Origin of the sequence: Nostoc commune NIES-4072 (assembly GCF_003113895.1) — a bacterium.
GTDB classification, from domain to species: Bacteria; Cyanobacteriota; Cyanobacteriia; order Cyanobacteriales; family Nostocaceae; genus Nostoc; species Nostoc commune.
In genome coordinates this window covers 6,645,366-6,671,887 of record NZ_BDUD01000001.1, presented here as the reverse complement: position 1 = coordinate 6,671,887, position 26,522 = coordinate 6,645,366, and the positions used below count along the sequence as shown (strand labels likewise).

Sequence of the window (26,522 nt, the reverse complement as noted above, 5' to 3'; positions counted from 1 at the left end):
ATGCAGCTTCTATATGATGAATAGGATCTTGTATATTCTCAATGACTTGGTAAATTAAAACCTCATTCTTTCAGTAAACTTTAGTTTAGACTTAAGGAATATTTGCGCTATTGCACCTTAACTGAAATTCATAACCTCAGCATGATGGATACTGAGTATATAGCGCTAGCAATCGCGTTTACTTGTTGTCCAACGCACTGGTTGGGGTAAAAGTCTAGTTTATTTTTTAGCAACTCGCTTGTTACGAGATCAAGGTGCTGGTTGTACTCTTTTGATTTCGCCATTACTAGCTTTGATGCGAAACCAAATTGCAGCAGCCCAACGCATTGGTGTAAAAGCCGAAACAATTAACTCCAGCAATACAGATAAATGGCCACTAATAGCACAACAGTTGATAGCAGGAGAAGTAGATATTCTGCTTATTTCTCCCGAAAGACTAGGTAACGAAGATTTTCGAGAAAAAATTCTTTTGCCAGTATCTCAACGTATAGGTTTATTTGTTGTTGATGAAGCCCACTGTATCTCTGATTGGGGACATGATTTTCGCCCTGATTATCGACGGATTGTCAGAATTTTACAAGCATTGCCGCAAAATATCCCAGTATTAGCAACGACTGCTACAGCTAATAATCGAGTAGTCAATGATATTATTGCTCAATTGGGTTCAAATCTGCGTGTTTCCAGAGGAAATTTAACCAGAGAAAGTTTGCATCTGCAAAATATTTCTATCCCTAGTCCAGCAGCACGAAGGTGAGAAAAATTAACAGACCAGTCGTTTATAGAATTAATCAACCAATAACTCAACTCTCTTTATTATGATGGTGTTACAGAGAGTATTTTTTTATGAGGGGTTAGAGGCAATTATGAGTATTCAAAAACTGAAGCATAATTGGTGTATAAAACACACAGTTTCTAATAGAAATAATAGGATTTGAACAAAGTATATGGTCATACAAATAGAACCAACAACTCAGACTTTATACGACCAAGATTATTACCTTTGGCTGAGGACAACCATCAACCAACTTCGCGCTGGTCAGTTTTCATCTGTGGATTTAGATAATTTGTTAGAAGAATTAGAAAGTATGGGTAGGAGTCAGAAGCGAACAGTGAAAAGTCTGTTAATTCGACTTTTTGAACATCTGCTTAAGCTTACATACTGGGATGTGGAAAGGGAGCGCAATGAAGGGCATTGGAAAGGGGAAATCAGGACATTCCGTAGAGAGATTAAAGATGAACTCAAAGATAGTCCTAGTCTTAAGCCTTACATTTTAGAAATATTTGATGAATGTTATCAAGATGCAAGAAAAGAAGCAAGCGATCGCTCTCAACTTCCCATTGATACATTCCCTGTTACAATTATTGGCTCTTTAGAACAAATTTTAGATGAAAACTGGTTTCCTAGTCATTAGTCATTGTCATTTGTTCAAGAGATACCACGCCCACCTAACGGCAAAGCTCAACTTAATATGCGCTTAAACGCGATCGCTTATATTAAGTACTGCATTGTATCCAAAATAGAGCAGAAAATAAGTGCAAATGCTTTTTAGCTTGATCTAATCGTCTTCCACAGTCTGCTTTTTATCATAACTATACGTAACCATCCATTGCTTATCTACCAAACCCGATTAAAATAAATACGCAACTTGGGCTTCCATAGGAGTTATCCAGCCGTGCAGCCGGACTTAATAGGCTTGGAAATTAGTAAGGGGGAATTAAGACGTTTGACTGGGTTCGATCCAGAAGACGTTTTTCGCCCCTCGGTTTTGCGAGATAGCAAGAAGCGATTAGGGTTTTTTATCAATGAATTGCTGGTGACGCTGGCGCTAACGCCAATAATTGTTGGTTTTATTTACGCGTTTATTATTCTGCCAACAATTGGTTCTTCAATTAAATTTGGAATTCTTTTACTAATTTTAGTGCCAATGCCGATATTAGTAGGGCGATGGCTGTGGCGACAGTTGACCTGTCCTGAAGGACTGACAATACTTTTAGATGAAGTTGATAAATATCATGACCTGGTTGCTGCTATAGATATTAATGACCAATTGGCAGCGTCAGGAAACGTAGAAAGCAGTTTCCATGACCGAGATCAAGTAATCGCGGCCCTGCAACTAATTAGAGAAGATTTAGTCCGCGCTCTGAAAACGGAACGAATTTTGCGGGATAATAAAAAATTGCTTGCTAATAACCAAGAGTTATTTGTGAATAATTTAGCCAGTCTGCAAGCTTTACAAGTTAGTAGTCAAGCAGGCGAATATGCTCAACTGCTAAATCAATCATTGCAAATTGCGATCGATGTACAAGCAGAAATCAGAAAATTGCACAAAAGCTGAGTAGATGTTTGTAAAAGCTTGGGCGGCTATAAGTCGCGGCTACACAGACAAAACCTGCCTCCGCAGGTTAGAAAAATCTTAATTTATTAGTCCACGGAGGTGGACTTTGCGTGTATAGTTGCGAATTCTATTCGCCTAATACTTATAAAACATCCTCTAAGTAGAGATTACCTAAATGAGCAACAAACCAAAAATAATTGTCCTGGATGATGACCCTACGGGTTCTCAAACAGTCCACAGCTGCTTGCTGCTAATGCACTGGGATGTGGACACTTTACGCATCGGGTTGCAGGATGATTCGCCGATTTTCTTTGTGCTGACTAATACTAGATCGCTAACGCCAGAGTCAGCTGCATCTGTCACTAAAGAAGTTTGCCAGAACCTGAAAATCGCTTTGAATGCTGAAGGAATTGAAGATTTTTTGATTGTCAGCCGTTCTGATTCTACTTTGCGGGGACATTATCCCATTGAAACTGATGCGATCGCAAAAGAACTCGGCCCTTTTGATGCTCATTTTCTCGTACCAGCTTTTTTTGAAGGTGGACGCATCACTCGTGACAGCGTTCATTACTTGATTATCGGCGGTGTACCTACCCCAGTGCATGAAACTGAATTTGCCCGTGATTCAGTCTTCAGCTACCATCACAGTTACTTACCCAAGTATGTCGAAGAAAAGACTCAAGGACAAATTAGTGCCGAAGCTGTAGAAAGGTTTCTCCTAGCTGATATTCGTGCTGGTAGTTTGGAACGCTTGTTACAACTTAAAGGTAATCAGTGCGCTGTTGTCGATGGTGAAACTCAAGATGATCTCAACCGCTTTGCAGTAGACATATTAGCAGCCGCAAGTCAAGGGAAACGCTTTCTATTTCGCAGTGCAGCAAGTATTTTAACAGCTTTAGCCGCTTTACCACCCCAACCCATTGCTGCCGAAAATATGGCTCAGTACGTGCGCCAAGGCAAACCAGGTGCAGTGATTGTTGGTTCCCATGTGAAAAAGACTACCCAGCAATTAGAGGCGCTATTGCAAATAGAAGGAACGGTGGGAATTGAAGTGAATGTAGCACGATTACTTGATAATGCAACTCAATCTGCGGCATTGCTAACTGAAATTCAAGAAAGTACACGGGCAGCACACGAGGCTGGCAAAACACCAGTGGTTTATACTAGCCGTCAGGAACTGAATTTTAAAGATGTCAACACACGATTGGAGTTTGGAGAAAAAGTTTCAGGTTTATTGATGGATATTGTACGCGGTTTACCATCTGATATAGGATTCTTAATCAGCAAGGGTGGCATTACTTCTAATGATGTCTTGAGTAATGGACTAGCTTTAACTTCAGCCCGTTTACTCGGTCAAATTTTAGCTGGTTGTTCAATGGTGTTAACGCCATCCGATCATCCCCAGTTTCCTGATTTACCTGTGGTGCTGTTTCCCGGTAATGTCGGCGATACTGATGCTTTGGGGACAGTTTATCAGAGGTTGACTGTGCCAATTTGAGATTTAAGATTTGAGATTAAATAATCTTTTGGTTCATGCCAGACTAACATCTTGCTACACGCTTTAAGCTCTTGTGGGTAATACAAATCCAAAATTTAAAATCCAAAATCTGTGTATCCTTTGTCTTTTGGCTAGTACTTCATGACTTCTGATTCTGCTTTTCCCGATCTAAAGTCAAATTCTGCACTTCCTAATGCAGAATCAAACTCTATTCTTTCAGAGGTAGAGGGAAATCCTACTGTTTCTGATGTAGAGTCAGATCCTATCCCTCCTGATGCGGAGTTAAAATCTGTCCTCCTTTATCTAAAATCAAATACTGTCCTTGAAGATGTAGAGTCAAATCCTGCTAACCCAGATGTAGAGTCAAATCCTGATCCGGCATCAGATTTTATTCTTACTGATTTAAATCCTAATGAGTCAGCAATATCAGGGTATCGCGTAAATGACAATAGTCAAGTCCAGTTAAAAAGTAAGGAGGGACGGCTATCATTAATTCTGCCCCCGGAATCTCAAGTATCTGCTTCAGAACTGAGTTGGTCTGATATTTGGCAACAAATAAGACAGCGTTTAAATGCAGGCGATCGCTTCCGTATATCTAATACTCCTGTGCATCTAATGGCACAAGACCGCTTAGTAGATGCCAGACAACTCCAAGAACTCGCCGAGGCTTTGAGTGAAGTGCAACTGCGGCTAATATCAGTCTCGACTAGTCGTCGGCAAACTGCGATCGCTGCCGTCACATCTGGGTATTCTGTAGAACAATTACAGCCCGTAACTTCTTTGAATTCCGAGCCAAAAGCTACAGCCATACCCCAAGAAGATGCCCTTTATTTAGAAATAACAGTCCGTTCTGGAATAGAAATTCGTCATCCTGGTACAGTAATTATCTTGGGAGATGTAAATCCAGGTGGTATTGTAATTGCAGATGGAGATATTATCATCTGGGGTCGCCTCCGGGGAATCGCTCATGCTGGTGCTGGAGGCAATCGTGAGTGTCTGATTATGGCTTTGCAAATGGAACCAACCCAACTACGGATTGCAGATGCTGTAGCTAGGGCACCAGAAAAACCGCCAATGCAGTTTTCTCCAGAGGTGGCACATATTACGCCTCAAGGAATTCGTATCGCTAGGGCTACTGATTTTTCCAGAAACCAATTTACCAAGAGCAATCAAGACCCATAAATATTTAGTTAAAGAATGAAGTATAAAGGATGAAATAACATAAATATTCATGCCTCGCCCCTATCAGGGAGAACAGATATTTCTTCATACTTGATACGATACTTCATACTTTATACTGCAATTTACTGTTTTATATTTTCTGAACCCTTATTGACCGCATTTCTATCATGACTCGCATTATAGTGATTACCTCCGGCAAAGGAGGAGTGGGTAAAACCACAGTTTCAGCAAATCTGGGCATGGCTTTAGCCAAAATGGGGCGTCAAGTTGCCTTGGTTGATGCGGATTTTGGTCTGAGAAATTTGGATTTGCTACTAGGGCTAGAAAACCGCATCGTTTATACTGCGGTGGAAGTCTTAGCCAGAGAGTGCCGCTTAGAACAAGCCTTAGTGAAAGATAAGCGCCAACCCAATCTCGTACTTTTGCCGGCAGCCCAAAATCGCTCAAAAGATGCAGTCACACCTGAACAGATGAAGTTATTGGTGAATGCACTGGCGCAAAAATATCAGTACGTAATCATCGATAGCCCCGCCGGGATTGAAAATGGGTTTAAAAATGCGATCGGCCCAGCAAAAGAAGCACTAATTGTCAGCACCCCAGAAATTTCCTCAGTTCGTGACGCTGACCGGGTAGTAGGGTTACTTGAGGCACAAGGTATCAAACGTGTTCATTTAATAATTAACCGCATCAGACCCGCAATGGTGCAGGCAAATGATATGATGTCAGTGCAAGATGTTCAGGAACTTCTCGCCATTCCCCTGATCGGGGTAATCCCTGACGACGAGCGTGTTATTGTATCTACCAATCGCGGCGAACCCTTAGTGTTAGCGGAAAATCCCTCTTTAGCTGCCACAGCCTTTGAGAACATTGCTCGTAGATTAGAAGGGGAAAGTGTCGAATTTCTGGAGATCGACTCGTCCCAAGACAGCATCTTCGCCCGTATCCGAAGGTTGTTCAGGACAAAGATTGTTTAACTTACTTTTCCAGTCTCCGCGCCAGACCTATTCGTAATGATTGAACTTCTAGAACGACTTTTTTCTCGCGGCTCTGATAGCAGTCGAACTCAAGTTAAACGTCGCCTGCAATTGGTGATTGCTCACGATCGCGCTGATATAGACCCTCAAACGTTGGAGAAAATGCGGAAAGAAATCTTAGATGTAGTCTGTCGCTATGTCGAAGTTGAGACGGAGGGCTTAGAGTTCTCCTTAGAAAGCAACCAACGAACGACAGCTTTAATTGCTAATTTGCCCATCCGCCGAGTTAAAGGAGCCATACCTGAATGGGAAAGGGGTGATTAGTCTCTGTAGTTTTAATTTTAAGTATTTTTACTTAAAGCTTGAGTTAAATAATCATTTTAGTTGATAGTTATGGGCGAATTCTACGATACGCTTCATAAATTGAGTACTGCGAGAACTATTCTCTTCAGAGACTTATTGCGTGGGAGCGATGTCTGACGACAAGCGACTCCGTGTCTACGCCTTTACCTGAATCACAATGTAATCTCCCCTCGAAGCCTGTTAACGTAATAAATGAAGTTCTGTTGGTATTGAGGCAAATAACCTGTGACAGCCAGAGAGCAACTAATTCAGGAAATTGAGCAGGTTTCAGATTCTCTAGTTGAAGAAGTGCTAGACTTCTTACTATTCATAAAAGGCAGACAGGATCAGAAAAATTCCATATCTGATGGTGAGAAAAGCCAGCCATCTGAGCAAAGCATTCTAGAGCGCATGGGAGGAATTCCCCAGCATTTGCTCTGTGTTGGTAATTTGTCAGATCGAGATGTTCGGAGAGCAGTTATTGCATCGCGGATACAGCAGAGCCACCAACAGAAATCATGACCTATCATTCTACAATTTTGGTAGATACAGGTTTATTGGTTGCCTTTTACGACTCAGCAGATTCACATCACAATCAAGTGGTTGAGTTTTTTGCTGGATGTACTAGTCGATTGTTGACGAGTGAAGGTTGTGTCACTGAAGTAATGTGGCTATTAGCCTCTGACTGGCAAGTGCAAAACGAGTTTCTGTCCCACCTAGCAAATCACATCTATGAGTGTGAATCGCTTACGCCTCAATATTTTTCTCGGATTGCTGAACTGAATGCCCAGTACGCTGATTTACCAGCAGATTTTTCAGACTTGTCCCTTGTGGTAATTTCTGAACGCCTGAATGTTGCTGCAATCGCCACACTGGATAAAGATTTTGATTAGGACTTACGCACACTCTACGAATTCTCGGCGCTCTTGGCGTCTTGGCGGTTCGAGAAATTAAGCTTTTTAGCAATTTTTGCGTAAGTCCTAAATTTATTTCTTGGAAGTCCCTTAAGTAACAATGCCCGGCAATACCTGCCGTTCTTGCTAGCCTACGCACAATTCAGAACCCAAATTTCCGATAAATAAAAAAAATCTCCCGTTGTCGTCACTCCTAACAACGGGAGTATATAAAATATTTAATAAATTATCGGTAGGCTACTTGTGGCCCTGCCCAAATTTCTGTAACCTTTTTACCAAAAGTAATTGGTTGATCTTCATCTGTTGTAGGTACAGTCTTGCCATCATTAGCAACTTGCATTAATGGCCAGTTTTCCTCGCCCAATTCACCTGCACGGAACAACACATGATCCGGTTGCCTTTTACTCCAACCTAACAATACTGCAATTTTGTCATGTTCCTCCTCCTTAGCATTAGCAGGAGCAACTGTATTAGCGTGATTTTTTAGCCGATCCCAAATCACTGCACTATCTGTAGAATCACCTGTATTAAATATACCTTCAAACTTTCGTGCTAAGAAGCGATCGCCTTTTTCTGACCAGCTAACTGGAACTAATACCCCAATTTTACCACTGGGATCAGTTTCTTCCGACGACGCACCCTTTACAGCCTTTACCTGTAATAAAGGATCGTTAACAGGAGTAGTTGAAGCCATCACCCACAACTTCTTAGTGTGCATATCTTGGACAAACAACACGCTAGTTACACGGCTGTTGTACATTTGGGGTTTTACCTCTAGTTGCACCCGGCTATAAACTGCATATTTCCCATCTGGAGAAACCACGGGTACGCTACGATAGTGACGCACTCCCGAACCACCCTTGGAACCAATAGCTTCTTGAGTCGCTGTAATCCATTTCCAAGGAATAGGATGAGGACTACCTATAGGATCTATTTGTTCTGCTTGGGACTCATCACGGGGTTCAGAAACAGGTATTTCCGTTGTTGTGGTTGGTTGTGATTCTCTAAGAGTTGGTGCTACTTGAGTTGCTGTCAATGATTCAATTAAAGATTTTTCTCTAGAGAGATAATTTTCTTGTCCTTTCAAAGACTTGATATTAGCAGCTTTGAGTTTTTGGATTAAATTAAGCTGACTAACAGGAACATCTGTTAATGGTGCGAGTTCAACTGCTGCCAAAGAATCAGGAATAGTTAAATCGCTGCTTGAGACAGAATTATGTATTTGAGTTAAAGACTCTATTTTATCGGCTGGTAATACTTGCGGTTCCTGAACAGCAATACTTTGTGTTGGCACAGAGTCAAATTCTTCTATTAAGGAGTCAATTTGCTCTGTTTTTGATATTTCAGCTATCTCAGGTTCCCCAACTACAGCTATTTCCTTTGATACAGAGTCAGAATCTCCAGTCATCGAAGTTAGTTTAGATACTTCGTATTTTACTGGGAATGATTGAGCGGATGCCCCTAGTAAAGGTGCAATTATTATTACAGCAACAACATAATTGAGAAATGGTTGGGCGCGGAACCATCCTGACAGCAAAAGGGGTTTAAGCATTTGTAGACTCTCTAGAGGGGCGGTTGCTATGTGAGAAGCAATACCTATGCAGCAATGGGCAGGCGATAATTATATGTATAACAAGAAACTAAAAACTTTGACGATATTTTTGCTTCAAAGTTCGCTGAGTTTTACAAAAATTAAGTATCATTGTCAACACCTTTTATTACTCAGGTACTGGATGTTTTTTTACAAGAATATGCGAGTATAGTAAATATGCTGACAAGTCAGTAATTACTACACAAGATGTAATCTTGCTAGTTGCTATACTTAACCACACCAAAAACAGGTATTAGTCAAGGGATATTCAGCGTGTAATAACGCTGGCAACCAAAAGTTAGATAAATCGCCTATTGGGGATCGTACTAGCGATCGCTAGTACACAAAAAATAAGCCAGGTTACACACTAATATAAGAGGGCAAACCCTCATAATGGTAAACGTGAGGCGTTATGTGAAAAGCTCTTAAGGCAGACGCACAATACATCATACTCAGAAAATACTGCTGTCAGCAACCCAAAGTTATAAACTGCAATCTTAACTACAGAAATAGTTAGAAGACGCAATAGTATTTTAGAAACCCAATTGCATTTAAAGGCAATTTGGAGCAAATTATCGGGAACACAACAAAACTTACTCGGTAGATGCTCTAGCGGATCGTGACGAGACACCACTAAACTATTAGGCTCACTAAAGGTAGATGCAATTGATACTAGTTATTACACTTGTCAACTTAACTATTAAGTTAATCAAGAAGCCTTTCGTTTCACCAATACGAAAATATTGTACCACCAAACAGCCGATATTATTTACCATTAATTAATCACTAACGATTAACAACTAATTATTAATGAAAATTGTATTTTTTGGTACACCGCAGTTTGCTGTACCCACATTGGAAAAGTTATTGAATCATTCAGAATTTGAGGTGTTAGCAGTTGTCACCCAACCAGATAAACGCCGGGAGCGCGGAAATAAGCTGACACCAACACCAGTAAAAGCGATCGCTACTGCTCACAACTTACCAGTATGGCAACCCGAACGGGTGAAAAAGGACACCGAAACTTTAACCCAACTCAAACAGTTAGATGCAGATGTGTTTGTTGTTGTGGCTTATGGACAGATATTATCGTCAAAAATCCTAAATATGCCAAAATTGGGCTGTATTAATGTGCATGGCTCGATTTTACCGAAATATCGGGGTGCAGCGCCGATTCAGTGGTGCTTGTACAACGGTGATAAGGAAACGGGGATCACGACCATGTTAATGGATGTGGGGATGGATACTGGCCCAATGCTACAAATAGCCACTACACCGATTGGATTATTAGATACTGCCCAAGATTTAGCCTTCATACTAGCTGCGATCGGTGGGGATTTGTTGGTAGAAACTCTGTTGAAATTGGAACGCCAGGAAATTCAACCAATTCCCCAAGATAATTTGGAAGCTACTTATGCACCTCTGATTCAAAAACAAGATTATGGTTTGGATTGGTCAAAAAGTGCTATGCAATTACACAATCAAATCAGAGGCTTTTACCCTAACTGCACCGCTACCTTTCGTGACAACCTGCTGAAAATCACCGCTTCTGCTCCCCTTGGTTCTGTGAGCGATGTCTGGCGACAAGCCGCTTTGCGTCTACGCGATCTCCCACCAGAATTACAAGAATTAGTGCATAAATTACCGGATTTGTCAAATGTATCAGACAGACCAGGAGAAGTAGTTAATATTACCAAAGGAATTGGGGCGATCGTCCAGACTGGAGAAGGTTTGTTGCTGTTGCGAGAGGTTCAGCTAGCTGGTAAACGTCCCCAGTCGGGATGGGATTTTGTTAATGGTACCCGCTTAACTGTAGGAGAAGTTTTTGGTGCGGGGAGTTGAGGAGTTGTCAATTTTAGATTTTGGTCACACCTTTGGTGCGCTAGAAGCGCAACTTGGATTTTGGATTAAAGGAAAAATCCAAAATCTAAAATTTAAAATCTAAAATTAAATGGCTTCTAACTTTTCATAAAAGCGGCAAAATTGGCAAGGTCCATCTGGGTTGACTGCACACCGCATGATTTCTGAATGAGCATTATAGGAGCAGGTAGCATCGCCAATTACCCACCGCCCTGCTACCAAACTTTTCTCAGATGGTCGTTTAGCCGACTGCACGTAAATGGCAATATTATGCAAGCGGTAGCGCCCTGCTCTAAGTTGGTATCGATGGCGGCGTTCTAAAACCGCATAGGTTTTACCTTCAAAATCGAGATAATTTCCGGGTTGGGGTGTCCAATCAAGTTGCACTTTACCGAGGGACTCACGCGGATGCGTCAGAATCACCTCAGTTTGTAAAGAGTCTGGCTCCATAAGCTTATGTGATTTGATTTACATTATAAGGATGGTATCGCAATAGCTTTCTTTAGCTTACCGAATTTAGATTACAATTAATGATTAGCTCTTTGCATCCCTACGGATTAGGGCAACCAAAATTCAGGTAAGATAGATTTGCCCAAGTCACGGAAAGTTTGGTTGAGCGATCGCGCCACTTGGATATGCGGTTCATCCTCTTCTACAGCTAAAATCTCAGAAGGCTGACCTTCTCCCAAATAAGACACCACCAAATTCGCCGCCTCCAAACCAGTAACATAAGCCTTTTCTTGTGACCAAGAACCATGACGGTTCACAATCCAATCTCCACTCATAAATACATTCTCAAAACTTGTTTTAGCGGGCAACATATAACGATAACTGCCGGGTGCAAAGTGAGTTACCGCTTGCGGTAGCCGAATTACACTACTATCAATTATTTTTGCCTGCCGAAATGCTGGGATACAAGTTGCTAAATAACCTTGAACTATTGCTAAAATCTCCTCATCGCTTAAATTGAGAAATTGATTCGCGTGATAAAAATCAGCTTCAATAACTGTTCCTGGCTCATTGCGATATTCATCATGTAGAGCATTCAAATCAAAAAACGTCCAACCTGTAGTTGCGTCAAATCCAAAACAAGCAGTAGAAGGACGAGGAATATCAATTTTGCGGTCAAACCATAGCCGCGTTGCTAAAACATCAATTGCTCCTAAATTGCTCAAATTACGGAATTCTTCACGACTTTGTAAACAAGGGCTAGTTGAGACAATTTTCTTCATTCCTGTGATCCCAACTGCAAAAATCACCGCATCTGCTTCAATTACTTCATCACCGCAAACCACACCCTTAGCTCGATGATTATTATCAATAATTAAGTCTGTAACTCGACGTTTGGGTAATACTCGCGCCCCAGCTTTTTCGATACGTTCCACCCAAGGACGAAATATTTTTTCTCCAACAGTTCCCCGACACCAAACTACATCAAAATCTGGTTGATGAGCCAGAATAAAAAAGTAAAGCATCCCTAAAGTTGCGGCAGCTGAACATTGTTCGCCAGGGGCAAATAAGCCCACTAATAACATTGGTTCAAAAGCATCTCGGTAAAGCCGTGCAGAAACATTAAAGTCTTTGAATAATTCACGGGCAGTTACAAAGTCATAGCGCCGCCAAGCTGCATCAGAATTGTCAAAATCAACGACAGCATAAAGTAAAGGTAAGGCGCTGAGACGGTCAATTAGTGGCAGCCGCTTAAATTGAGTGTAGAGAAAAGTTCCCAGTGGCGAGGGGAGCCGTGGTAAGTCTTGAAAAATTGGTGATTCAACTTCCAAACCTGCTGGTGAATATTGTGAAGAACGAGTCCAAGTAGTAAAAGGATTAATTCCTAATTCATTGATTAAGGAAAAAATATTTTTGTAAGGATACCAAAAGCCATGAATGCCAGCTTCAACAGATTTTCCGGCGCTTGTTTGCCAACCTGCCACCAATCCACCGGGATAAGGGCCTGCTTCTAGAAGTGTCACATCATAGCCTTGTTTTGCCAAATGGTAGGTTGCTCCTAAACCAGCCCAACCAGCACCTACAACTACCACCCGTTTTTGTTGTGACCCTTCTACCATCCCAGCCTCCGATTGTTGCAGTCTATCAACTAATGTATACGAACTTGCCCTTCTCATCAGGTAATGGCTTGCTATTACAACGGTTTTCCTTTAGATACAATAGCTTTGGTAGCATAGCTGTGCTACCCTACGAACCATATTCCATTGAATTAAAAACAGTTATAGACTTTGAGAAAGGCTAAGGTGAAGCGATTCAGTAAAAATTGCTTGCGGTTAATGCTGAGTTAAGAGTATAACAGAAAACAGACTTTACTATTGATGAGGAATAATCATAATGTCTCAATTAGCAAATATAAAATCCAGCCTGAATGACTTTGAATTACGAGATGGCATTTATTTTCCTAACGACTATGAACAATTGAATAATACCCAACATAAAAAAAGATGGGACGCAATTGGTAAAACATACTATGGTTCCCAAAAAGTTGAAAAACTTGCAGATACATCACCCATCAAACAAGATTACACTCTATTAACTGGCACACCTGGAGGGACTTGGAACAAATTTCCACTAAATAAATCTGTTGATTCTATTTTAGAGATTGGTTGTGGTTATGGTCGCGCACCTTTACATCTATCTAAAGCTAAAAATTTGAGATGCGAAAAATATTATGGAATTGATATTTCTGAACCTTTGTTGCGGCGTTTAATCAAGGTTAAACAAGAATACAATTTTTTTCCTGAAGCTGAATTTAACTTAATTTGCAATTCTGCTGAAATATTGCCTTTAGAAGATAATTCTATAGATTTGGTAATTTCTAATTGCGTGTTTATGCATATTCCAGATGCACAATTAAGAAATTTGCTAGCTGATATATCTCGCGTACTAAAACCTAGTGGAATTTTCGTTTTTAATCATTCCTTTCACAACAAGTCTTGTCCTTCTCATATTATCCATAATTTTATCAGAAGGCTGAATCCATTTGTGAGAAATCCAGTTTATCTCAAGCAATATACATCTACTGAAATAAATGAAATGTTGGCAACTGCTGGGATGAAGGCTAAGTGTCCCCAATACATTGTTGAACCAACCCAAGAATATGCAATTTTGCCGGAAACGATTAAAGGAATTCCAGTGCCGTTTGCTAATGCTATCAATAGAAGTCTTAAGCCATCAGATGCTTTAAAAGAAACTTTGGCTTATGGTTTTAGTGCCTATAGCACTCAACTGGACTAATTAAGAAAGTATTTTTTGTCACAATAGACCTATCTTGAAAATAGGGAGTAGGGAGTAGGGAGTAGGGAGTAGAGAGTAAGGAGTGGCGAGTGGGGAGTAGGGACAAGAAATTTTCATTACTCCTTGTGATAAGAACCTCACGTCGCCAAAGCTACGCTTTGTTTTCCCTCCCGAAGAGCGGTGAGGGGTTGGGGGTGGGGTGTTGGGGACTTTTGCAAGAAGTTTAATGAACTGAATACAAAGGATCTATGGAAGCACAACAATGTTGTGCTTTTATTTTGATAATAAATGTAATCTACCAACTTTTACCAACATGTTTTAACTAAAGTTGGTAAATTAGGGATTAGTTGAGCTAATTCTTCCCTCTGCAACTATGCCATTGGATTTATCGCCTCTTTGGATATCACTCAAAACTTCATTACTTGCTACATTTATCACATTTTTCTTGGGTATCGCTGCTGCCTACTGGATGCTGGGATATCGTGGCAAAGGTAAATCGTTGATTGAGAGTATCTTTATTGCGCCACTGATTTTACCACCTACGGTTGTCGGTTTCTTGTTGCTGCTATTTTTTGGCAAAAATGGCCCTGTAGGGAAATTCATGGAGGCTTTTGACTTCACCATCGTCTTTACTTGGTATGGTGCAGCGATCGCAGCTACCGTAGTTTCTTTCCCTTTAATGTATAAAACTACATTAGGAGCTTTTGAACAAATAGATGGTAATTTGCTACGAGTAGCCAGAACCCTTGGTGCAACAGAAACCACAATCTTTTGGCGCGTCAGTTTTCCCTTAGCATTACCCGGAATTGCAGCCGCCACAATGCTCGCTTTCGCCCGTGCTTTGGGAGAATTCGGAGCTACGCTGATGTTGGCTGGTAACATTCCTGGACAAACGCAGACAATCCCAATGGCGATTTATTTTGCTGTGGAAGGGGGAGCAATGAATGAGGCGTGGTTCTGGGCGATCGCAATTATGGTGATTTCTCTATCTGGAATTATTGCAGTCAACTTTTGGCAAGAATTGAAGGAGAAGAAGGGGGGAGTAGGGAGTGGGGAGTGGGGAGTGGGGGGAGCAGGGGGAGCAGGAGGAGAAAATATTTATACCCCGGACTCTAGCTTTGAATCTGGTGGATTGTTTGTCAATATTGAAAAAATACTTCCTAGCTTTGATTTAAAAGTTGCTTTTACTACTGATGAGCAACCCTTGGGATTATTGGGGGGTTCTGGTGCAGGTAAGAGCATGATTTTGCGTTGCCTTGCGGGCATAGAAACGCCTACAATCGGGCGCATAGTTTTAAATGGCAGAGTTCTGTTTGACTCAGAACAAGGAATTAATTTACCCAGCCGCGATCGCCGCATTGGTTTTTTAGTGCAGAATTATGCTCTGTTTCCGCACATGAGTGTGGCGCAAAATATCGCTTTTGGCTTGCCCAAAGGACTATCGGCTGGGAGTATTAAAGTGCAGGTTGAGGAGCAACTAATAGCGATGCAGTTGCAGGGATTAGGCGATCGCTATCCGCACCAACTTTCTGGAGGTCAACAACAACGGGTGGCTTTAGCAAGAGCACTAGCAAGTCAACCGGAAGCATTACTTTTAGATGAGCCGTTTTCAGCACTTGACACCCATCTGCGTAGTCAATTAGAGCAGCAAATGACAGAAACTCTTGCTGGCTATCAAGGTGTGACTCTATTTGTCACCCATAATATGGAAGAAGCTTATCGGATTTGCCCGAATCTATTAGTATTGGAGCATGGTAGAGCCGTTCATTATGGTTCAAAACATGATATTTTCCAGCATCCTAGTACTGTTAGTGTCGCCCAACTTACCGGATGTAAAAACTTCTCCCGCCTTATTCCTCAGTCATCGCAACAAGTGGAAGCGATTGATTGGGGTTGTAGCCTGAAAGTTATTGAACCAGTCAAGAGCGAATTATCCCACATCGGCATTCGTGCCCATCAGTTCATTTTTACCAATGACTCATCACAGGAAAATACTTTTCCCTGCTGGTTAGTGCGAACAAGTGAAACGCCTCACCGGATGACGTTGTTTCTCAAACTACATTCGGCTAGCAAGAATTCTCAAGATTATCATCTGCAAGCTGAAGTTTTTAAAGAAAAATGGGCGACTATGAAAGACCAAGCTTTTCCTTGGTATGTGCGTTTAGATCCTCTGCGCTTGATTTTGATGGAATGAACGCACAGATGCACCGTCAAATATGATTCCTATATTAAGATTTATATTTATTTCGTTAAAAGTGAAGCTTCCTACAGATGTAACATTATTTACTAACCTTTTCTAGTTAAACTCAAATTTTCTGTGATATATTTCTGTAATCAACAATATCTGTGATGTAGGTAATATTGTAGTAAATTTTAAAATTTAGTATTATGTCTAGTCAAAAACAAAATTCCAATCAAGCATTTAAGCAAACACAAGCTATCGGAACAAAGAAGAAAAAACCACAGCCTCCCGCAGACATCAAAAAACCAAACAAAACTGAATAAAAAGTATTATATAGCGTTTCCTAATCATATATAAGTGACATCAGAGCAAGCTCTCGAAGAGCGGTGAGGGGGTTGGGGGTGGGGTTCTCTACCTACTCAACCGAGAACCTGTATAGTTCCCAGTAGAGACTTAATTTAAATTAAATCTCTACAATTTTCATCAAAAATAAATAAGCTTATTTATTTTTCGCTTGAGTTTTTGCCTGTTCTAAAGCTATTTCTTTAATAGCCTGGTATGAATTAACATTTGAAGTACCTTCAATAGCTTTAACTGCCAAATCTTGAACTTGTTTCAGGGCAGATTCGAGTTGTTTAGAAAGATTTTGAATCCGCGTCTCTTGATTAGTAATAGTTTGTTCGAGAGATTGCAGTCTTTGTTCATAGAAACGCTTTTGCCCTTCCACTTCTTTAGAATATAAATCTGATTTTACTTTAGCTTGGTAGTGGGCAATGCCTTTGCCTTCTTCTGTAGCTTTTTTGATAGCTGCTTCCTTATCTTTCGGAAAAGCCTCTACCTTTGCTTTTAATTCTTCAAATTGTTTTTCTCTCTCAGAAATTGCTTTCTCCCGTTCAGCCCACTGTTTTTCTGTTTCTTGTAGTAATTCTTCCAGTTGCTTATACAGCGTTTTCTGCTCTTGTTCGTATTCGTCACTTTGCAATTGTCGCTGAAGTTCTAAATTATACTTATACTCTGACGCATCGCGTTGCCGAGTTTTATTCAAGTTTTCATTCCGTTCTTTTATCGCTTGTTGGTGTTCCTCTTGTTCTTTTCCCCAAGTATTCCTTTGCTCTAATATTTCTTGAAATAACACTTCAGAACGCTGGCTATATTCTTCTTGATAAGCTTTAGTATTATCTTCATAAGCTTGGATAAGAGTATCCAAAATATTATCAGAAATTTCTAAATTGTGTAGTTGTGTTAATTGTTGAATTTCTTCTTCTAAAGTTCGCCTGATTTCTTCTAACTTAGAAGCCTTTGTGGTTAGCTGTTCTGATAATTCATTAGCAGCACTGCCAAAACCTAATTGAATCTTCGCCAAGCTTTCAATTGTATTGTTCATCTTCTGTTGGACACTAGAAAGCTGAGTCATAGCTGTTTTTTGTTCTAATTTAGGCTGTTCTTGAGTTCCAGACTGGTTTTCTTTTGCAACTTGTTCGAGTTGCGATTTCAGCGCTGCTTTTTCTTTAGCTAACTCCTCATACGCCTGAAGAATTTCTACTTTAGTATTCTTATCAGTCGGCTTTTTTACCACCACAACAAACCTCCTCTTCAGGAATTCAAAATGATTAAGATGCTACAGACTAATAACTACTTAGGATTAGAACTACCAAAAGCCCTCATAGCTAAGTCTTGTGCTTGTTTTAATGCAGTTTGCAATTGAGCAGAAATACCTTCTATTTGTTCAGACTGTTTTTTAATTGTTTCTTCCAGAGATTGAATTTTTTGTTCATAACTTTGTTTATTAGCTTCCCATTCTTTTTCAAATAAATCAGCCTCAATTTTAGCTTTTTGGCTGGTTTCTTTAATTGCCTCTTCCCTAGCTTTCTTAACAGCTTCTTCCAGTTCGCTAGGAAATTTAGTTACCTTTTGTTCATAATCTGCAAACAGTGGTTGACGTTCTGTGGATATCTTTTCTCGTTCTGCCCAATCTTTCTCTTTCTTTTGATAATTTTCTTGTATTTCCCTTTGTTGTTGGCGTTTTATCGCTTCGTAGCTATCTGTATTTAGTTTACGATCAGTCTCTAATTTATACTGATATTCTTCTTGCTCTTGCTGGCGATCTTTAGCTAATAAATCATTATATGCTTGGAGTTTATCTTCATACTCTGCTTGCTCTTTTTGCCATTCTTTCCGTCTGATTGTAATTTCTTTCTCTAGTGTTTCTCTTTTGCTGATAGTATCTTGTTCTAGGGTTTTTAATTTTTCTTGGTGTTCTTGACTTAAAATGTCTAGAGTATCCGCTACAACTCTGATTTGTTGAAGCTCTTGTAGGCGTTGAGTTTCAATTTCTATAGCTCGGTTCAATTCATCTAACTTGGAATTTTCCTGAGCTAGTTTTTCAGATAATCCATTGAGAATACTGCCAAACTCCAATTGTAAATCAGCTAAACCTTTGACAATACTATCAACTGTATATGCAGAAGCTACTTGTAGAATTTCTTGACTTTTTGCCTTTTCTGCTTCCTCTTGTTTAGTTGCTATTTTGGATTCGAGCTTTTTTCTTTGGATAATAATTTGTTGAAATGCTTGCATTAGTTGTTGTTTGCTGTCCTTGACTCCAACTGTAGTCATCTTCCAACTCCCTTCAATAGGCAATGATTTATTGGGTAGCAAGCCATACCAATGACTACCCTATGCAGACATCAGAATAGCTTTAAAATCAACATTTTTAACGCAGTGTAAATACGGAAAGATCAGCAAAGGACACTTAGGTAGTACGAATTTTCCACATAATATTTTTCAGGTATGTAGCGTTTCTCAGTTGAGTCCAATAGTGACCTAACCCCCAGCCTCTTCCCTTCTAGAGAAGAGGAGTAAGATTCAAACCTAGAGAGGTCGGAGTGTATTACATACAAAGGAAAAGTGCTATGTTTTCTCTTTGAGAGCTATAGTACTATTGTACTAAAGTAAATATACTCAATTTAATCTGCTCTTGTCAAGATAATTAGAAGCTTGCGGCTATAGTGATTTTTGATTTAGGAGGTGCTGTGGCTTATGTTACTTTTTGTAAAGAAAATCTAAAAGAATCAACCCTAGTAGAAGCGTAGTTGCAGTAAGGCTAGATAATAAATTTAATCATCCTAATTGATACAAGCACAGTCCCAGACTTTTGTGATATCAATGTATACCACTGAATCGACCAAATACTCTGCTAGAACGGACATTGGACAAGCCAGCCGGATTCTAGTAGTAGAAGATGAAGAATTAATCCAGGAAATGCTAGCTGTAGCCCTTGAAGAGGAAGGTTATGGGGTGACAACAGCACCCGATGGACGGTCTGCTATAGAGTATCTCAAAAGTTTTGAAACCAATTCGGGGGAACTTCCCTTTGATTTGCTCATTCTTGATTTGATGCTGCCTCAAATCAATGGGCTAGATATTTGCCGTTTGCTGCGTCATCAAGGAAACCCAGTACCAATTTTAATGCTGAGTGCTAAGGGTAGTGAAACTGACCGCGTGCTGGGCTTAGAGGTAGGAGCAGATGACTACCTGACCAAACCCTTTAGTATGCGAGAGTTAGTGGCTCGTTGTCGTGCTTTACTCCGCCGCCAACGCCTAAGTAATTTACCACAAGTACCAGTATTAAAATTCAAGGATATCACCTTGAATCCCCAAGAATGCCGCGTGCTAGTTCGTGGTCTAGAGGTGAATCTTTCTCCCAAAGAGTTCCGCTTGCTGGAACTGTTTATGAGTTACGCCCGCAGGGTATGGTCACGGGAACAATTGCTAGATCAGGTTTGGGGGCCAGATTTCGTTGGCGATAGTAAAACTGTAGACGTTCACATTCGGTGGTTGCGGGAAAAATTAGAGCAAGACCCCAGTCATCCCGAATATATTGTGACTGTACGAGGTTTTGGCTATCGGTTTGGATAATTAGTTGGGATAGTTGTTAGTTTTTAGTAGTCACCAAAAAACTAACAACTCAAATGCTTTTATTGGGATTTTTTCTGGGTTTAGCGGTAGGCATTGGGTTTTGGGTTTGGCAACAGGTTCAACTTAACCGTTACCTGGGGCGCTTACTCCGGCCGTTAACCTCGCATTCTTACAAGATGAGACTGCTGCTGATTCCTGGGTTGCGGCAGGAAATAGCAATGGTGAAGCAGAACCAACAAGATTTGCAGCAGTCGTTGCAAACTTACCAAGACCTGCTAGATTTTGCACCAGTAGGATATTTGCAGGTGGATGAGGAAAATCAACTGCTGTGGTGCAATCAACAGGCGCAGGAAATTTTGTATCTGCACTGGCAACCAGAACAGGTGCGCTTGTTACTGGAGTTGGTAAGGTCTTATGAACTTGACCATTTAATTGAGCAAACTCGTGATTTGCAAAAACCACAGATGGGAGAATGGATATTTCATCCATCTTGTGATGATGCCGCAGAGATGGCAACAATAAAATCTTTGGCTTTACGAGCATCTAGCTTGCCTTTACCCAATGGACAAGTGGGAGTATTTTTAGAAAATCGTCAACCCCTATTAGATATAAATCAAGTACGCGATCGCTATTTTTCTGATCTAGCACACGAACTCAGAACGCCACTAACCTCGATTCGCTTGGTTGCGGAAACTTTACAAATTCGCTTGGAACCACCTTTAAATCGCTGGGTTAACCGCCTAATGCAAGAAGTTGACCGACTGATTAACTTGGTGCAAAGCTGGCTAGACCTCACCCAAATGGAAGCAAACCCAAACATGCAATTGCAAGCCAAAGCTGTAGAATTGCGATCGCTAATTACATCAGTTTGGGAAACACTAGAACCCTTAGCAGTGCGTCAACATCTGTCTCTTTCTTATTCTGGCCCAGAAAATCTTTGGATTAAGGCAGATCAAGCCCGTATGTACCAGGTTTTTCTCAACTTGCTAGACAATAGTATTAAGTACAGTCCTCCTAGTACAAATATTCACATTGAAGCGAAAATTTTATCAACAAAGGATAATGATGCTGCTTCCCCAATTCTCGAAATAAATCTTATTGATTCTGGAGTCGGATTTTCTGAGGCAGATTTACCCCATGTTTTTGAGCGATTTTATCGAGGAGATAAAGCGCGAACCCATTCCCCACAAGATGGTAACTCCATAGGGGCGATCGTTGGCAATGGATTAGGATTAGCGATCGTTGAGCAAATTATTCTCGCCCACGGTGGTTCAATCAAAGCTATGAACCATCCAGAAACTGGTGGTGCGTGGATGCAACTCCAATTTTGTGAAGTTATGGCAAACTCTTTAAGCCAAGACTATAGTTAATAGTAATCTTCACCTTTGAGATAACAAGTGTGAAAGCTGTCCATTACAGTTCTAATCCTCAAAGACCCGAACTTGCACGCGCCATTAGGCGCTTAGAACGGGATGTCTTACGCATGGGTGCTTTGGTAGAACAATCATTTCGCCTCAGTCACCAAGCGTTATTTGCTCGTAACTTAACAGCAGCTGAGGAACTTCCGCGATTAGATAAAAAGATTGATCGCTTTTATCGTCAAATCGAATCAGACTGTACGGCGATTATGACGCTACAAGCGCCTACGGCTCAAGATTTGCGCTGTTTAAGTGCCTTTATGCAGCTGGTGCGCGATTTAGAGCGCATTGGCGATTATGCTGAGGATTTAGCTGAGATTGCGATTAAAATTTTTCCTTACGCGCCTCATTCGTCAATGCCCGACATTGAAGCTATGTCCCTTCACGCGCAGTCAATGCTAGCAACTAGCTTGAAGGCTTTGGGAGATTTAGATGAAGCTGGTGGACGCCGTTTAAAGCGCTTAGATGATACTGTAGACGATGCGTATGATCGCGTTTATCAGACTTTAGCCCAACAACGCGATGTGCCTGGTGTAGTCGAGCCAATTGTACTGCTAGCGCTAGCAATTCGTTGTCTGGAACGCATGGCAGATCATGCCACTAATATCGGTCAAAGGGTAGCATATATTGTCACTGGTCAACGCTCTTAATTGACGGTTCATGAGTCTACAGGCTTTAGCCACTACCTCTACAAACAAAGACTGATGACTCAAGCGACTTAGTAAGCTAAAAAACATCTAATTTGCATAATCGAATTAAATATAACTTTTGTAGGGTGGGCCGAAAAGCCCATTCCTATATTTGTGCCTACATATCTCCTGAATCTTAAGAAAATATTAAATACTTAAAAGTAAGTTAATTAAATATTTTACTAAAAGCTTACCTATTCTTAAACTTGCACAATTAAAGTAACGGGTAAACAACTAAAAAATTCCGGTCTATCTTACTGATACAGCAAAATTCAGAATTCAGGAGCAAAGTCGGAGACGCTCCGCCTTCGTCAGAATTAAGAAGTAAAACAGGCTTTATATCTGGCTTTGGGACTTAGCTTGTGTACAACACTTTCCTTGAAATCTGCTGTAAATACCTCATTCTATAAGTTGTTTACAGAAAAAAAAATTGAGTTAGTCTCTAGCTCTAATTGAGAAGAATACACTGCCAATTATATAGGTAGTAGATACAAATTATTAGAGTTTCTTAATGATTGTAAATAGCGAGATTCCCTGATAATTATGTAGTTACGGTTAATGATATATTCCACAACTCCTACTTCAAATTCTGCCTTGTCAAATAGCTCTGCTTTGGGTGGACAATTACCCCAGCAGATATTTACCCGTAGGGAAGTAATTCCGTTTCAAAATGATGTACTTTGGCGGATTGAACACGGTGCAGTTCGTACCTTAACTTGGAGTGAAGATGGAACATTCATCACTCTCGGTTATTGGGGACTAGGGGATCTGATTGGCTATCCTTTGTCTAGGGTCAAGCCCTATCAGATTCAATGTCTCACAGGCGTGGAAATAAGCATTGTGCCACCTCATTTGTGGCATCAAGATATTAATGCTTTGTTGTCTCATATTCAACAGTCAGAAAATCTACTAAGCATTGTGCATCGAAAACCAATTTCGCTACGCTTATGGCAGTTTTTAGTGTGGTTAAGTGAAAAATTTGGACGTGATATAGACAAGGGTAAGCTAATTGATCTAAATGTTACTCATCAAGATATTGCTGAAGTGTTAAATACCACGCGAGTAACAGTTACTCGGCTCCTACAACAGTTGGAGGAAGAAGGAACAGTTTTACGTCACAAACGCCGCATTATTTTGCGGCTACCAAATAAAATAATTCAAAATTATAGTTCAGCACTATATTAAAGGGCTTGTATTTATCACAGTATAAAGGTATAATCATGACCGTGATTGTGTGTGAAATTCCTGAAAGTAACGTGTTTTAAGCATTTTATCGTGACTGGATTATGTAGGTGTGAGTGAAACTAAATAACATGAAAAAAGCATTCTGGAATCTTTGTAAGGTTAGTCCGGTTGTTTTAGCTGCTGCATTTTTCGCTGCTAATAGCGCTGTAGCTGCTGAAGTCAACGAACAGGTAACAAATGTTGCCCAGTTATCTGAAGCTCAAGATTATAACAACATGAGCCAGGTAACATCAGTTTCGCAATTTTCGGATGTGCAGCCCACAGATTGGGCATTCCAAGCTTTACAATCTTTAGTTGAACGCTACGGCTGTATTGCAGGTTATCCCAACAGTACTTATCGTGGTAACCGTGCTTTGACCCGTTATGAATTTGCCGCAGGTTTGAATTCCTGTTTAGACCGGGTTAACGAACTTATTGCTACAGCTACTGCTGATTTGGTTACTAAACAAGACCTGACTACTTTACAGCGCTTACAAGAAGAATTTTCTGCTGAACTAGCAACTCTGCGCGGTCGCGTCGATGGATTAGAAGCCCGCACTGCTGAGTTGGAAGCTAATCAGTTCTCTACTACTACCAAGTTGGTTGGGGAAGGAATTTTCGCCGTATCTGATGTTTTTGGTAACAGTAGAGCGCTTCCTGGAGGTTCTACAGCCGCCCGAACCGACTTGAATTCCAACACGACTTTTAGTGACCGGGTGCGTTTGAACTTATACAGCAGTTTTACTGGTACAGACCAGTTGCAAATCCGTCTGAATGCTGGCAATATCGTGAATAATGCTGGTGTGAGCGGTACTAACATGACCCGCTTAGGTTTTGACGTGAGTGATGCTACCAACTCAGTTGCAATTGATAAAATCAACTATGCTTTTAACTTTGCTAACGCTCTACGTGTCAAAGTTGACGCTAGTGGTGGTGAATTATACGAAAACGTCAACACCTTCAACCCTGATTTTGCAAGCTCTGGTAGGGGTGCGCTCTCTCGCTATGGACGTTTCAGCCCCATTTATCGTCAAGGTCAAAATGGTGCTGGTCTGACTGTTACTTTCAATCCTGGCGGGCCTCTCAGTTTGACTGGTGCTTATTTAGCACAAAGTACTAACAACGGTAATATTGTTAATGGCTTTGGTGCTAATAATCCGGGTCTTAATAACGGGCTATTTAATGGTGATAACACCATCTTTGGTCAGTTATCTTTCCAACCCAGCAAAGCCTTCAATATTGGTTTAACCTACGCCCGTAGTTACTTCGCTGGCAATGGTGCTAACAACCTCTTTCAAAGTACAGGTAGCGCCTTTGCTAATAATCCCTTTGTTGCGCCTGGTACTACTACTCGCACTGAATCCAACAACTACGGTGTAGAAGCTACCTTCCAATTTAGCCCTAAGTTGGCTATTAGTGGTTGGGGAGGTTACACAACTGCTGATGCTAGGAGCGGTGGTAATGCAGGTGCAGACGCAGATATTTGGTACTGGGCTGGAGCGCTTGCTTTAAAAGACTTTGGTGGCGAAGGCAACGTCTTGGGTGTTATCTTTGGTCAACCACCGAAAGTTACTGGTGGTAGCATCAAAAATGTCGCTGGCAATACTAATTTAGACGACAGTACCTCTTATCACTTAGAGGGTCTTTACAAGTTCAAGGTTTCCGATAATATTCAGATAACTCCTGGCTTATTGGTAATCTTCAATCCAGAGCATAACGACGCTAACGACACTGAATATGTAGGTACTCTACGTACTACCTTCACCTTCTAAAATTGGTGATGAAATATAAAGCTGAGAATTAGATAAACAAAACCCCACGTAAATGTGGGGTTTTGTTTAGGAAGAAAATTAACTATGTAGGATTATAATCTGGCTGATTGGATATATCTTTTGGGGGGCGATCGCTACTCCAAGCCCACCACACAGAGCCACAGTGACAGTAGTAAAACTCTTGCCATTTGCGACGACGGTCTTCTGTAAGTACAGGCGATCGCCGATTTAGCCAAACTTTTTCAGCTTCTCGGCTACTTGAGTGGCAATTAGGACAGCAAAATTCATTGGCATGTATTGCCTTATTTGTCCATTCAGGCGGAAGGGTAGCAAACGCGTCCATGTTGTTACAAGTGTAGTAGCAATGGTTATCGAACAGAATTCAGGAGGCAGGAGTCAGAATTCAGTCTGCTGAATCAATATTCTTATGGCTTCATCTGAATCTATTCACTTTCTCGCCATTTATAGAGGTTTTTACTAATAAAACAACCATTTAGAAAGACTGCCAGAGCATCTCACAAATCAAAGGTTAACATGAATGACAACTAAAATAGTTACCATGCACATTATGGCTAATAATTAAATTTATGGAGCCAAATGTTGAAATTCGTCGTTTGTTAGATGTGATGCCTGCCTCTGGTCGGATGACGACAAAAATCGTTAGTAAGCCAGAACAAGCAAAAGTGATTGACGCCTCTTTTCCCCAACCCTGGAATCAGGCGCGACCGATATATATTAATTTCGATTTGTGGCGTCGCTTGACCAAGCCGCAACGAGACTTGCTGCTATTGCAGATGGTTAGCTGGTTGACCGGGGTAAAGTGGTTTAAGCCCGACATTTATCAAGGTGTAGTACTAGCGGGACTGTTAGGGGGATTATTAGAAGCAGCACAATCAGATGTGGTGGGTGTAGCCGTAGCTGGGGGATTAAGTGCGATCGCTGCTTTTCGGATCTGGCGCACTAATAAATCTCAAGAGTCAGAATTGAATGCCGATGCAGCAGCAATTCGCATAGCACAACGGCGTGGTTATTCAGAAGCTGAAGCAGCGCAGCACCTGTTATCTGCAATTGAAGCGATAGCCAAAATTGAAGGACGTTCTGGTTTAAATTTTACCGAGTTGATTCGTTGCCAAAACTTACGAGCGATCGCGGGTTTATCACCAGTAGGTATGCCAGAAAGTTATAACTAGAAATCAGAAAGAATCCATTCGTCTAAATAGTTAAAGAATCAAGATAATATTTTGATGAATAAGTTGTCTCTCAGATTGTGATAGCATTTTTAGAAAGATTTTTAACTAAAAATGCTAAACAAGAAACTCATCACATATATTTCGAGATTACCTTTTCATTCTCCTTGGTTTATTATCATTATTTTT

At 40.7% G+C, this 26,522-nt stretch carries 23 protein-coding genes and 1 pseudogene; 18 read left to right on the top strand and 6 right to left on the bottom strand.

From position 1 onward, the window contains the following. Positions 1–184 precede the first annotated feature (184 nt). The 9 genes and pseudogenes from CDC33_RS29910 to CDC33_RS29870 form a co-directional block, all read left to right on the top strand. Positions 185–754, top strand: a pseudogene (locus tag CDC33_RS29910) (DEAD/DEAH box helicase); the annotation flags it as partial. A 190-nt stretch (positions 755–944) separates the two neighbouring features. Beyond that, positions 945–1,412 carry a DUF29 domain-containing protein gene (locus CDC33_RS29905; RefSeq protein WP_109012005.1) on the top strand — a complete coding sequence of 156 codons (468 nt, stop codon included), beginning with the start codon at positions 945–947 and terminating at the stop codon, positions 1,410–1,412. A gap of 261 nt (positions 1,413–1,673) precedes the next feature. Beyond that, positions 1,674–2,336, top strand: coding sequence for a hypothetical protein (locus CDC33_RS29900; protein ID WP_109012004.1), 663 nt, complete (start codon positions 1,674–1,676; stop codon positions 2,334–2,336). Positions 2,337–2,511: 175 nt separating this feature from the next. Beyond that, the gene (locus CDC33_RS29895) at positions 2,512–3,834 is read left to right on the top strand and encodes a four-carbon acid sugar kinase family protein (protein WP_109012003.1); all 1,323 of its coding nucleotides are present in this window, start codon (positions 2,512–2,514) and stop codon (positions 3,832–3,834) included. Positions 3,835–3,975: 141 nt separating this feature from the next. Then, positions 3,976–5,016 carry a septum site-determining protein MinC gene (gene minC, locus CDC33_RS29890; RefSeq protein ID WP_109012002.1) on the top strand — a complete coding sequence of 347 codons (1,041 nt, stop codon included), beginning with the start codon at positions 3,976–3,978 and terminating at the stop codon, positions 5,014–5,016. Between the two features lie 167 nt (positions 5,017–5,183). Next, the gene (gene minD / locus CDC33_RS29885) at positions 5,184–5,990 is read left to right on the top strand and encodes a septum site-determining protein MinD (RefSeq protein ID WP_109012001.1); all 807 of its coding nucleotides are present in this window, start codon (positions 5,184–5,186) and stop codon (positions 5,988–5,990) included. Positions 5,991–6,026: 36 nt separating this feature from the next. Next, positions 6,027–6,314 carry a cell division topological specificity factor MinE gene (gene minE, locus CDC33_RS29880; protein ID WP_109012000.1) on the top strand — a complete coding sequence of 96 codons (288 nt, stop codon included), beginning with the start codon at positions 6,027–6,029 and terminating at the stop codon, positions 6,312–6,314. Positions 6,315–6,578: 264 nt separating this feature from the next. Next, positions 6,579–6,854, top strand: a complete 276-nt coding sequence (locus CDC33_RS29875; protein ID WP_109011999.1) for a hypothetical protein — start codon at positions 6,579–6,581, stop codon at positions 6,852–6,854. Beyond that, a complete protein-coding gene (locus CDC33_RS29870) occupies positions 6,851–7,225 on the top strand; it encodes a type II toxin-antitoxin system VapC family toxin (RefSeq protein ID WP_109011998.1) in 375 nt (124 codons plus the stop codon). The genes CDC33_RS29875 and CDC33_RS29870 overlap by 4 nt, the downstream gene beginning before the upstream one ends. A 247-nt stretch (positions 7,226–7,472) precedes the next feature. On the opposite strand, the gene CDC33_RS29865 is transcribed toward CDC33_RS29870, so the two are convergent. Next, positions 7,473–8,798 (bottom strand): hypothetical protein, encoded by a 1,326-nt coding sequence (locus CDC33_RS29865; protein WP_109011997.1) that lies wholly within the window; start codon positions 8,796–8,798, stop codon positions 7,473–7,475. 849 nt (positions 8,799–9,647) lie between these two features. On the opposite strand from CDC33_RS29865, the gene fmt reads away from it, so the two are divergent. After that, positions 9,648–10,679, top strand: a complete 1,032-nt coding sequence (fmt, locus tag CDC33_RS29860) for a methionyl-tRNA formyltransferase (protein ID WP_109011996.1) — start codon at positions 9,648–9,650, stop codon at positions 10,677–10,679. A 105-nt stretch (positions 10,680–10,784) separates the two neighbouring features. Here fmt and CDC33_RS29855 read toward each other — a convergent pair whose 3' ends face one another. Both CDC33_RS29855 and CDC33_RS29850 read right to left on the bottom strand, forming a co-directional pair. Then, positions 10,785–11,147, bottom strand: a complete 363-nt coding sequence (locus CDC33_RS29855; protein WP_109011995.1) for a DUF6464 family protein — start codon at positions 11,145–11,147, stop codon at positions 10,785–10,787. 107 nt (positions 11,148–11,254) lie between these two features. Then, positions 11,255–12,766 carry a hydroxysqualene dehydroxylase gene (locus CDC33_RS29850; protein WP_109012754.1) on the bottom strand — a complete coding sequence of 504 codons (1,512 nt, stop codon included), beginning with the start codon at positions 12,764–12,766 and terminating at the stop codon, positions 11,255–11,257. Positions 12,767–13,040: 274 nt separating this feature from the next. On the opposite strand from CDC33_RS29850, the gene CDC33_RS29845 reads away from it, so the two are divergent. Both CDC33_RS29845 and modB read left to right on the top strand, forming a co-directional pair. Beyond that, the gene (locus tag CDC33_RS29845) at positions 13,041–13,943 is read left to right on the top strand and encodes a class I SAM-dependent methyltransferase (protein ID WP_109011994.1); all 903 of its coding nucleotides are present in this window, start codon (positions 13,041–13,043) and stop codon (positions 13,941–13,943) included. Positions 13,944–14,316: 373 nt separating this feature from the next. Then, positions 14,317–16,137 carry a molybdate ABC transporter permease subunit gene (gene modB, locus CDC33_RS29840; RefSeq protein WP_109011993.1) on the top strand — a complete coding sequence of 607 codons (1,821 nt, stop codon included), beginning with the start codon at positions 14,317–14,319 and terminating at the stop codon, positions 16,135–16,137. Between the two features lie 487 nt (positions 16,138–16,624). Here the strand turns inward: modB and CDC33_RS29835 are convergent, their stop codons facing one another. Further along, complete coding sequence (locus tag CDC33_RS29835; protein WP_109011992.1) at positions 16,625–17,704, bottom strand: coiled-coil domain-containing protein; 1,080 nt, start codon at positions 17,702–17,704, stop codon at positions 16,625–16,627. Positions 17,705–17,757: 53 nt separating this feature from the next. Then, entirely contained in the window at positions 17,758–18,741 is a 984-nt protein-coding gene (locus tag CDC33_RS29830) for a coiled-coil domain-containing protein (protein ID WP_109011991.1), read from the bottom strand. Between the two features lie 549 nt (positions 18,742–19,290). On the opposite strand from CDC33_RS29830, the gene CDC33_RS29825 reads away from it, so the two are divergent. The 5 genes from CDC33_RS29825 (at position 19,291) to CDC33_RS29805 (ending at position 25,146) form a co-directional block, all read left to right on the top strand. Then, the gene (locus tag CDC33_RS29825; RefSeq protein WP_109011990.1) at positions 19,291–20,043 is read left to right on the top strand and encodes a winged helix-turn-helix domain-containing protein; all 753 of its coding nucleotides are present in this window, start codon (positions 19,291–19,293) and stop codon (positions 20,041–20,043) included. 53 nt (positions 20,044–20,096) lie between these two features. Further along, complete coding sequence (locus CDC33_RS29820; RefSeq protein ID WP_109011989.1) at positions 20,097–21,413, top strand: sensor histidine kinase; 1,317 nt, start codon at positions 20,097–20,099, stop codon at positions 21,411–21,413. Between the two features lie 29 nt (positions 21,414–21,442). Further along, positions 21,443–22,111, top strand: coding sequence for a phosphate signaling complex protein PhoU (phoU, locus tag CDC33_RS29815; protein ID WP_109011988.1), 669 nt, complete (start codon positions 21,443–21,445; stop codon positions 22,109–22,111). Between the two features lie 597 nt (positions 22,112–22,708). Continuing rightward, the gene (locus CDC33_RS29810) at positions 22,709–23,335 is read left to right on the top strand and encodes a Crp/Fnr family transcriptional regulator (protein WP_109011987.1); all 627 of its coding nucleotides are present in this window, start codon (positions 22,709–22,711) and stop codon (positions 23,333–23,335) included. A 128-nt stretch (positions 23,336–23,463) separates the two neighbouring features. Further along, positions 23,464–25,146 (top strand): iron uptake porin, encoded by a 1,683-nt coding sequence (locus tag CDC33_RS29805; RefSeq protein ID WP_109011986.1) that lies wholly within the window; start codon positions 23,464–23,466, stop codon positions 25,144–25,146. An 82-nt stretch (positions 25,147–25,228) separates the two neighbouring features. Here CDC33_RS29805 and CDC33_RS29800 read toward each other — a convergent pair whose 3' ends face one another. Then, on the bottom strand, positions 25,229–25,489 hold the full coding sequence (locus CDC33_RS29800) for a hypothetical protein (RefSeq protein ID WP_109011985.1): 261 nt from the start codon (positions 25,487–25,489) through the stop codon (positions 25,229–25,231). Positions 25,490–25,733: 244 nt separating this feature from the next. Between CDC33_RS29800 and CDC33_RS29795 the strand changes: the two genes are divergently transcribed. Beyond that, positions 25,734–26,336 carry a DUF3318 domain-containing protein gene (locus CDC33_RS29795; protein ID WP_109011984.1) on the top strand — a complete coding sequence of 201 codons (603 nt, stop codon included), beginning with the start codon at positions 25,734–25,736 and terminating at the stop codon, positions 26,334–26,336. The last annotated feature ends 186 nt before the right edge of the window (positions 26,337–26,522 follow it).

Coding starts and splice junctions, on each gene's coding strand:
- minE (WP_109012000.1), top strand. CDS start 6,027: ATGATTGAACTTCTAGAACGACTTTTTTCTCGCGGCTCTGATAGCAGT.
- fmt (WP_109011996.1), top strand. CDS start 9,648: ATGAAAATTGTATTTTTTGGTACACCGCAGTTTGCTGTACCCACATTG.
- CDC33_RS29805 (WP_109011986.1), top strand. CDS start 23,464: ATGAAAAAAGCATTCTGGAATCTTTGTAAGGTTAGTCCGGTTGTTTTA.
- CDC33_RS29830 (WP_109011991.1), bottom strand. CDS start 18,741: ATGACTACAGTTGGAGTCAAGGACAGCAAACAACAACTAATGCAAGCA.
- modB (WP_109011993.1), top strand. CDS start 14,317: ATGCCATTGGATTTATCGCCTCTTTGGATATCACTCAAAACTTCATTA.
- CDC33_RS29855 (WP_109011995.1), bottom strand. CDS start 11,147: ATGGAGCCAGACTCTTTACAAACTGAGGTGATTCTGACGCATCCGCGT.
- minD (WP_109012001.1), top strand. CDS start 5,184: ATGACTCGCATTATAGTGATTACCTCCGGCAAAGGAGGAGTGGGTAAA.
- minC (WP_109012002.1), top strand. CDS start 3,976: ATGACTTCTGATTCTGCTTTTCCCGATCTAAAGTCAAATTCTGCACTT.
- CDC33_RS29810 (WP_109011987.1), top strand. CDS start 22,709: ATGATATATTCCACAACTCCTACTTCAAATTCTGCCTTGTCAAATAGC.
- CDC33_RS29850 (WP_109012754.1), bottom strand. CDS start 12,766: ATGGTAGAAGGGTCACAACAAAAACGGGTGGTAGTTGTAGGTGCTGGT.
- CDC33_RS29825 (WP_109011990.1), top strand. CDS start 19,291: ATGTATACCACTGAATCGACCAAATACTCTGCTAGAACGGACATTGGA.
- CDC33_RS29820 (WP_109011989.1), top strand. CDS start 20,097: ATGCTTTTATTGGGATTTTTTCTGGGTTTAGCGGTAGGCATTGGGTTT.
- CDC33_RS29905 (WP_109012005.1), top strand. CDS start 945: ATGGTCATACAAATAGAACCAACAACTCAGACTTTATACGACCAAGAT.
- CDC33_RS29870 (WP_109011998.1), top strand. CDS start 6,851: ATGACCTATCATTCTACAATTTTGGTAGATACAGGTTTATTGGTTGCC.
- CDC33_RS29800 (WP_109011985.1), bottom strand. CDS start 25,489: ATGGACGCGTTTGCTACCCTTCCGCCTGAATGGACAAATAAGGCAATA.
- CDC33_RS29795 (WP_109011984.1), top strand. CDS start 25,734: ATGGAGCCAAATGTTGAAATTCGTCGTTTGTTAGATGTGATGCCTGCC.
- CDC33_RS29845 (WP_109011994.1), top strand. CDS start 13,041: ATGTCTCAATTAGCAAATATAAAATCCAGCCTGAATGACTTTGAATTA.
- CDC33_RS29895 (WP_109012003.1), top strand. CDS start 2,512: ATGAGCAACAAACCAAAAATAATTGTCCTGGATGATGACCCTACGGGT.
- CDC33_RS29865 (WP_109011997.1), bottom strand. CDS start 8,798: ATGCTTAAACCCCTTTTGCTGTCAGGATGGTTCCGCGCCCAACCATTT.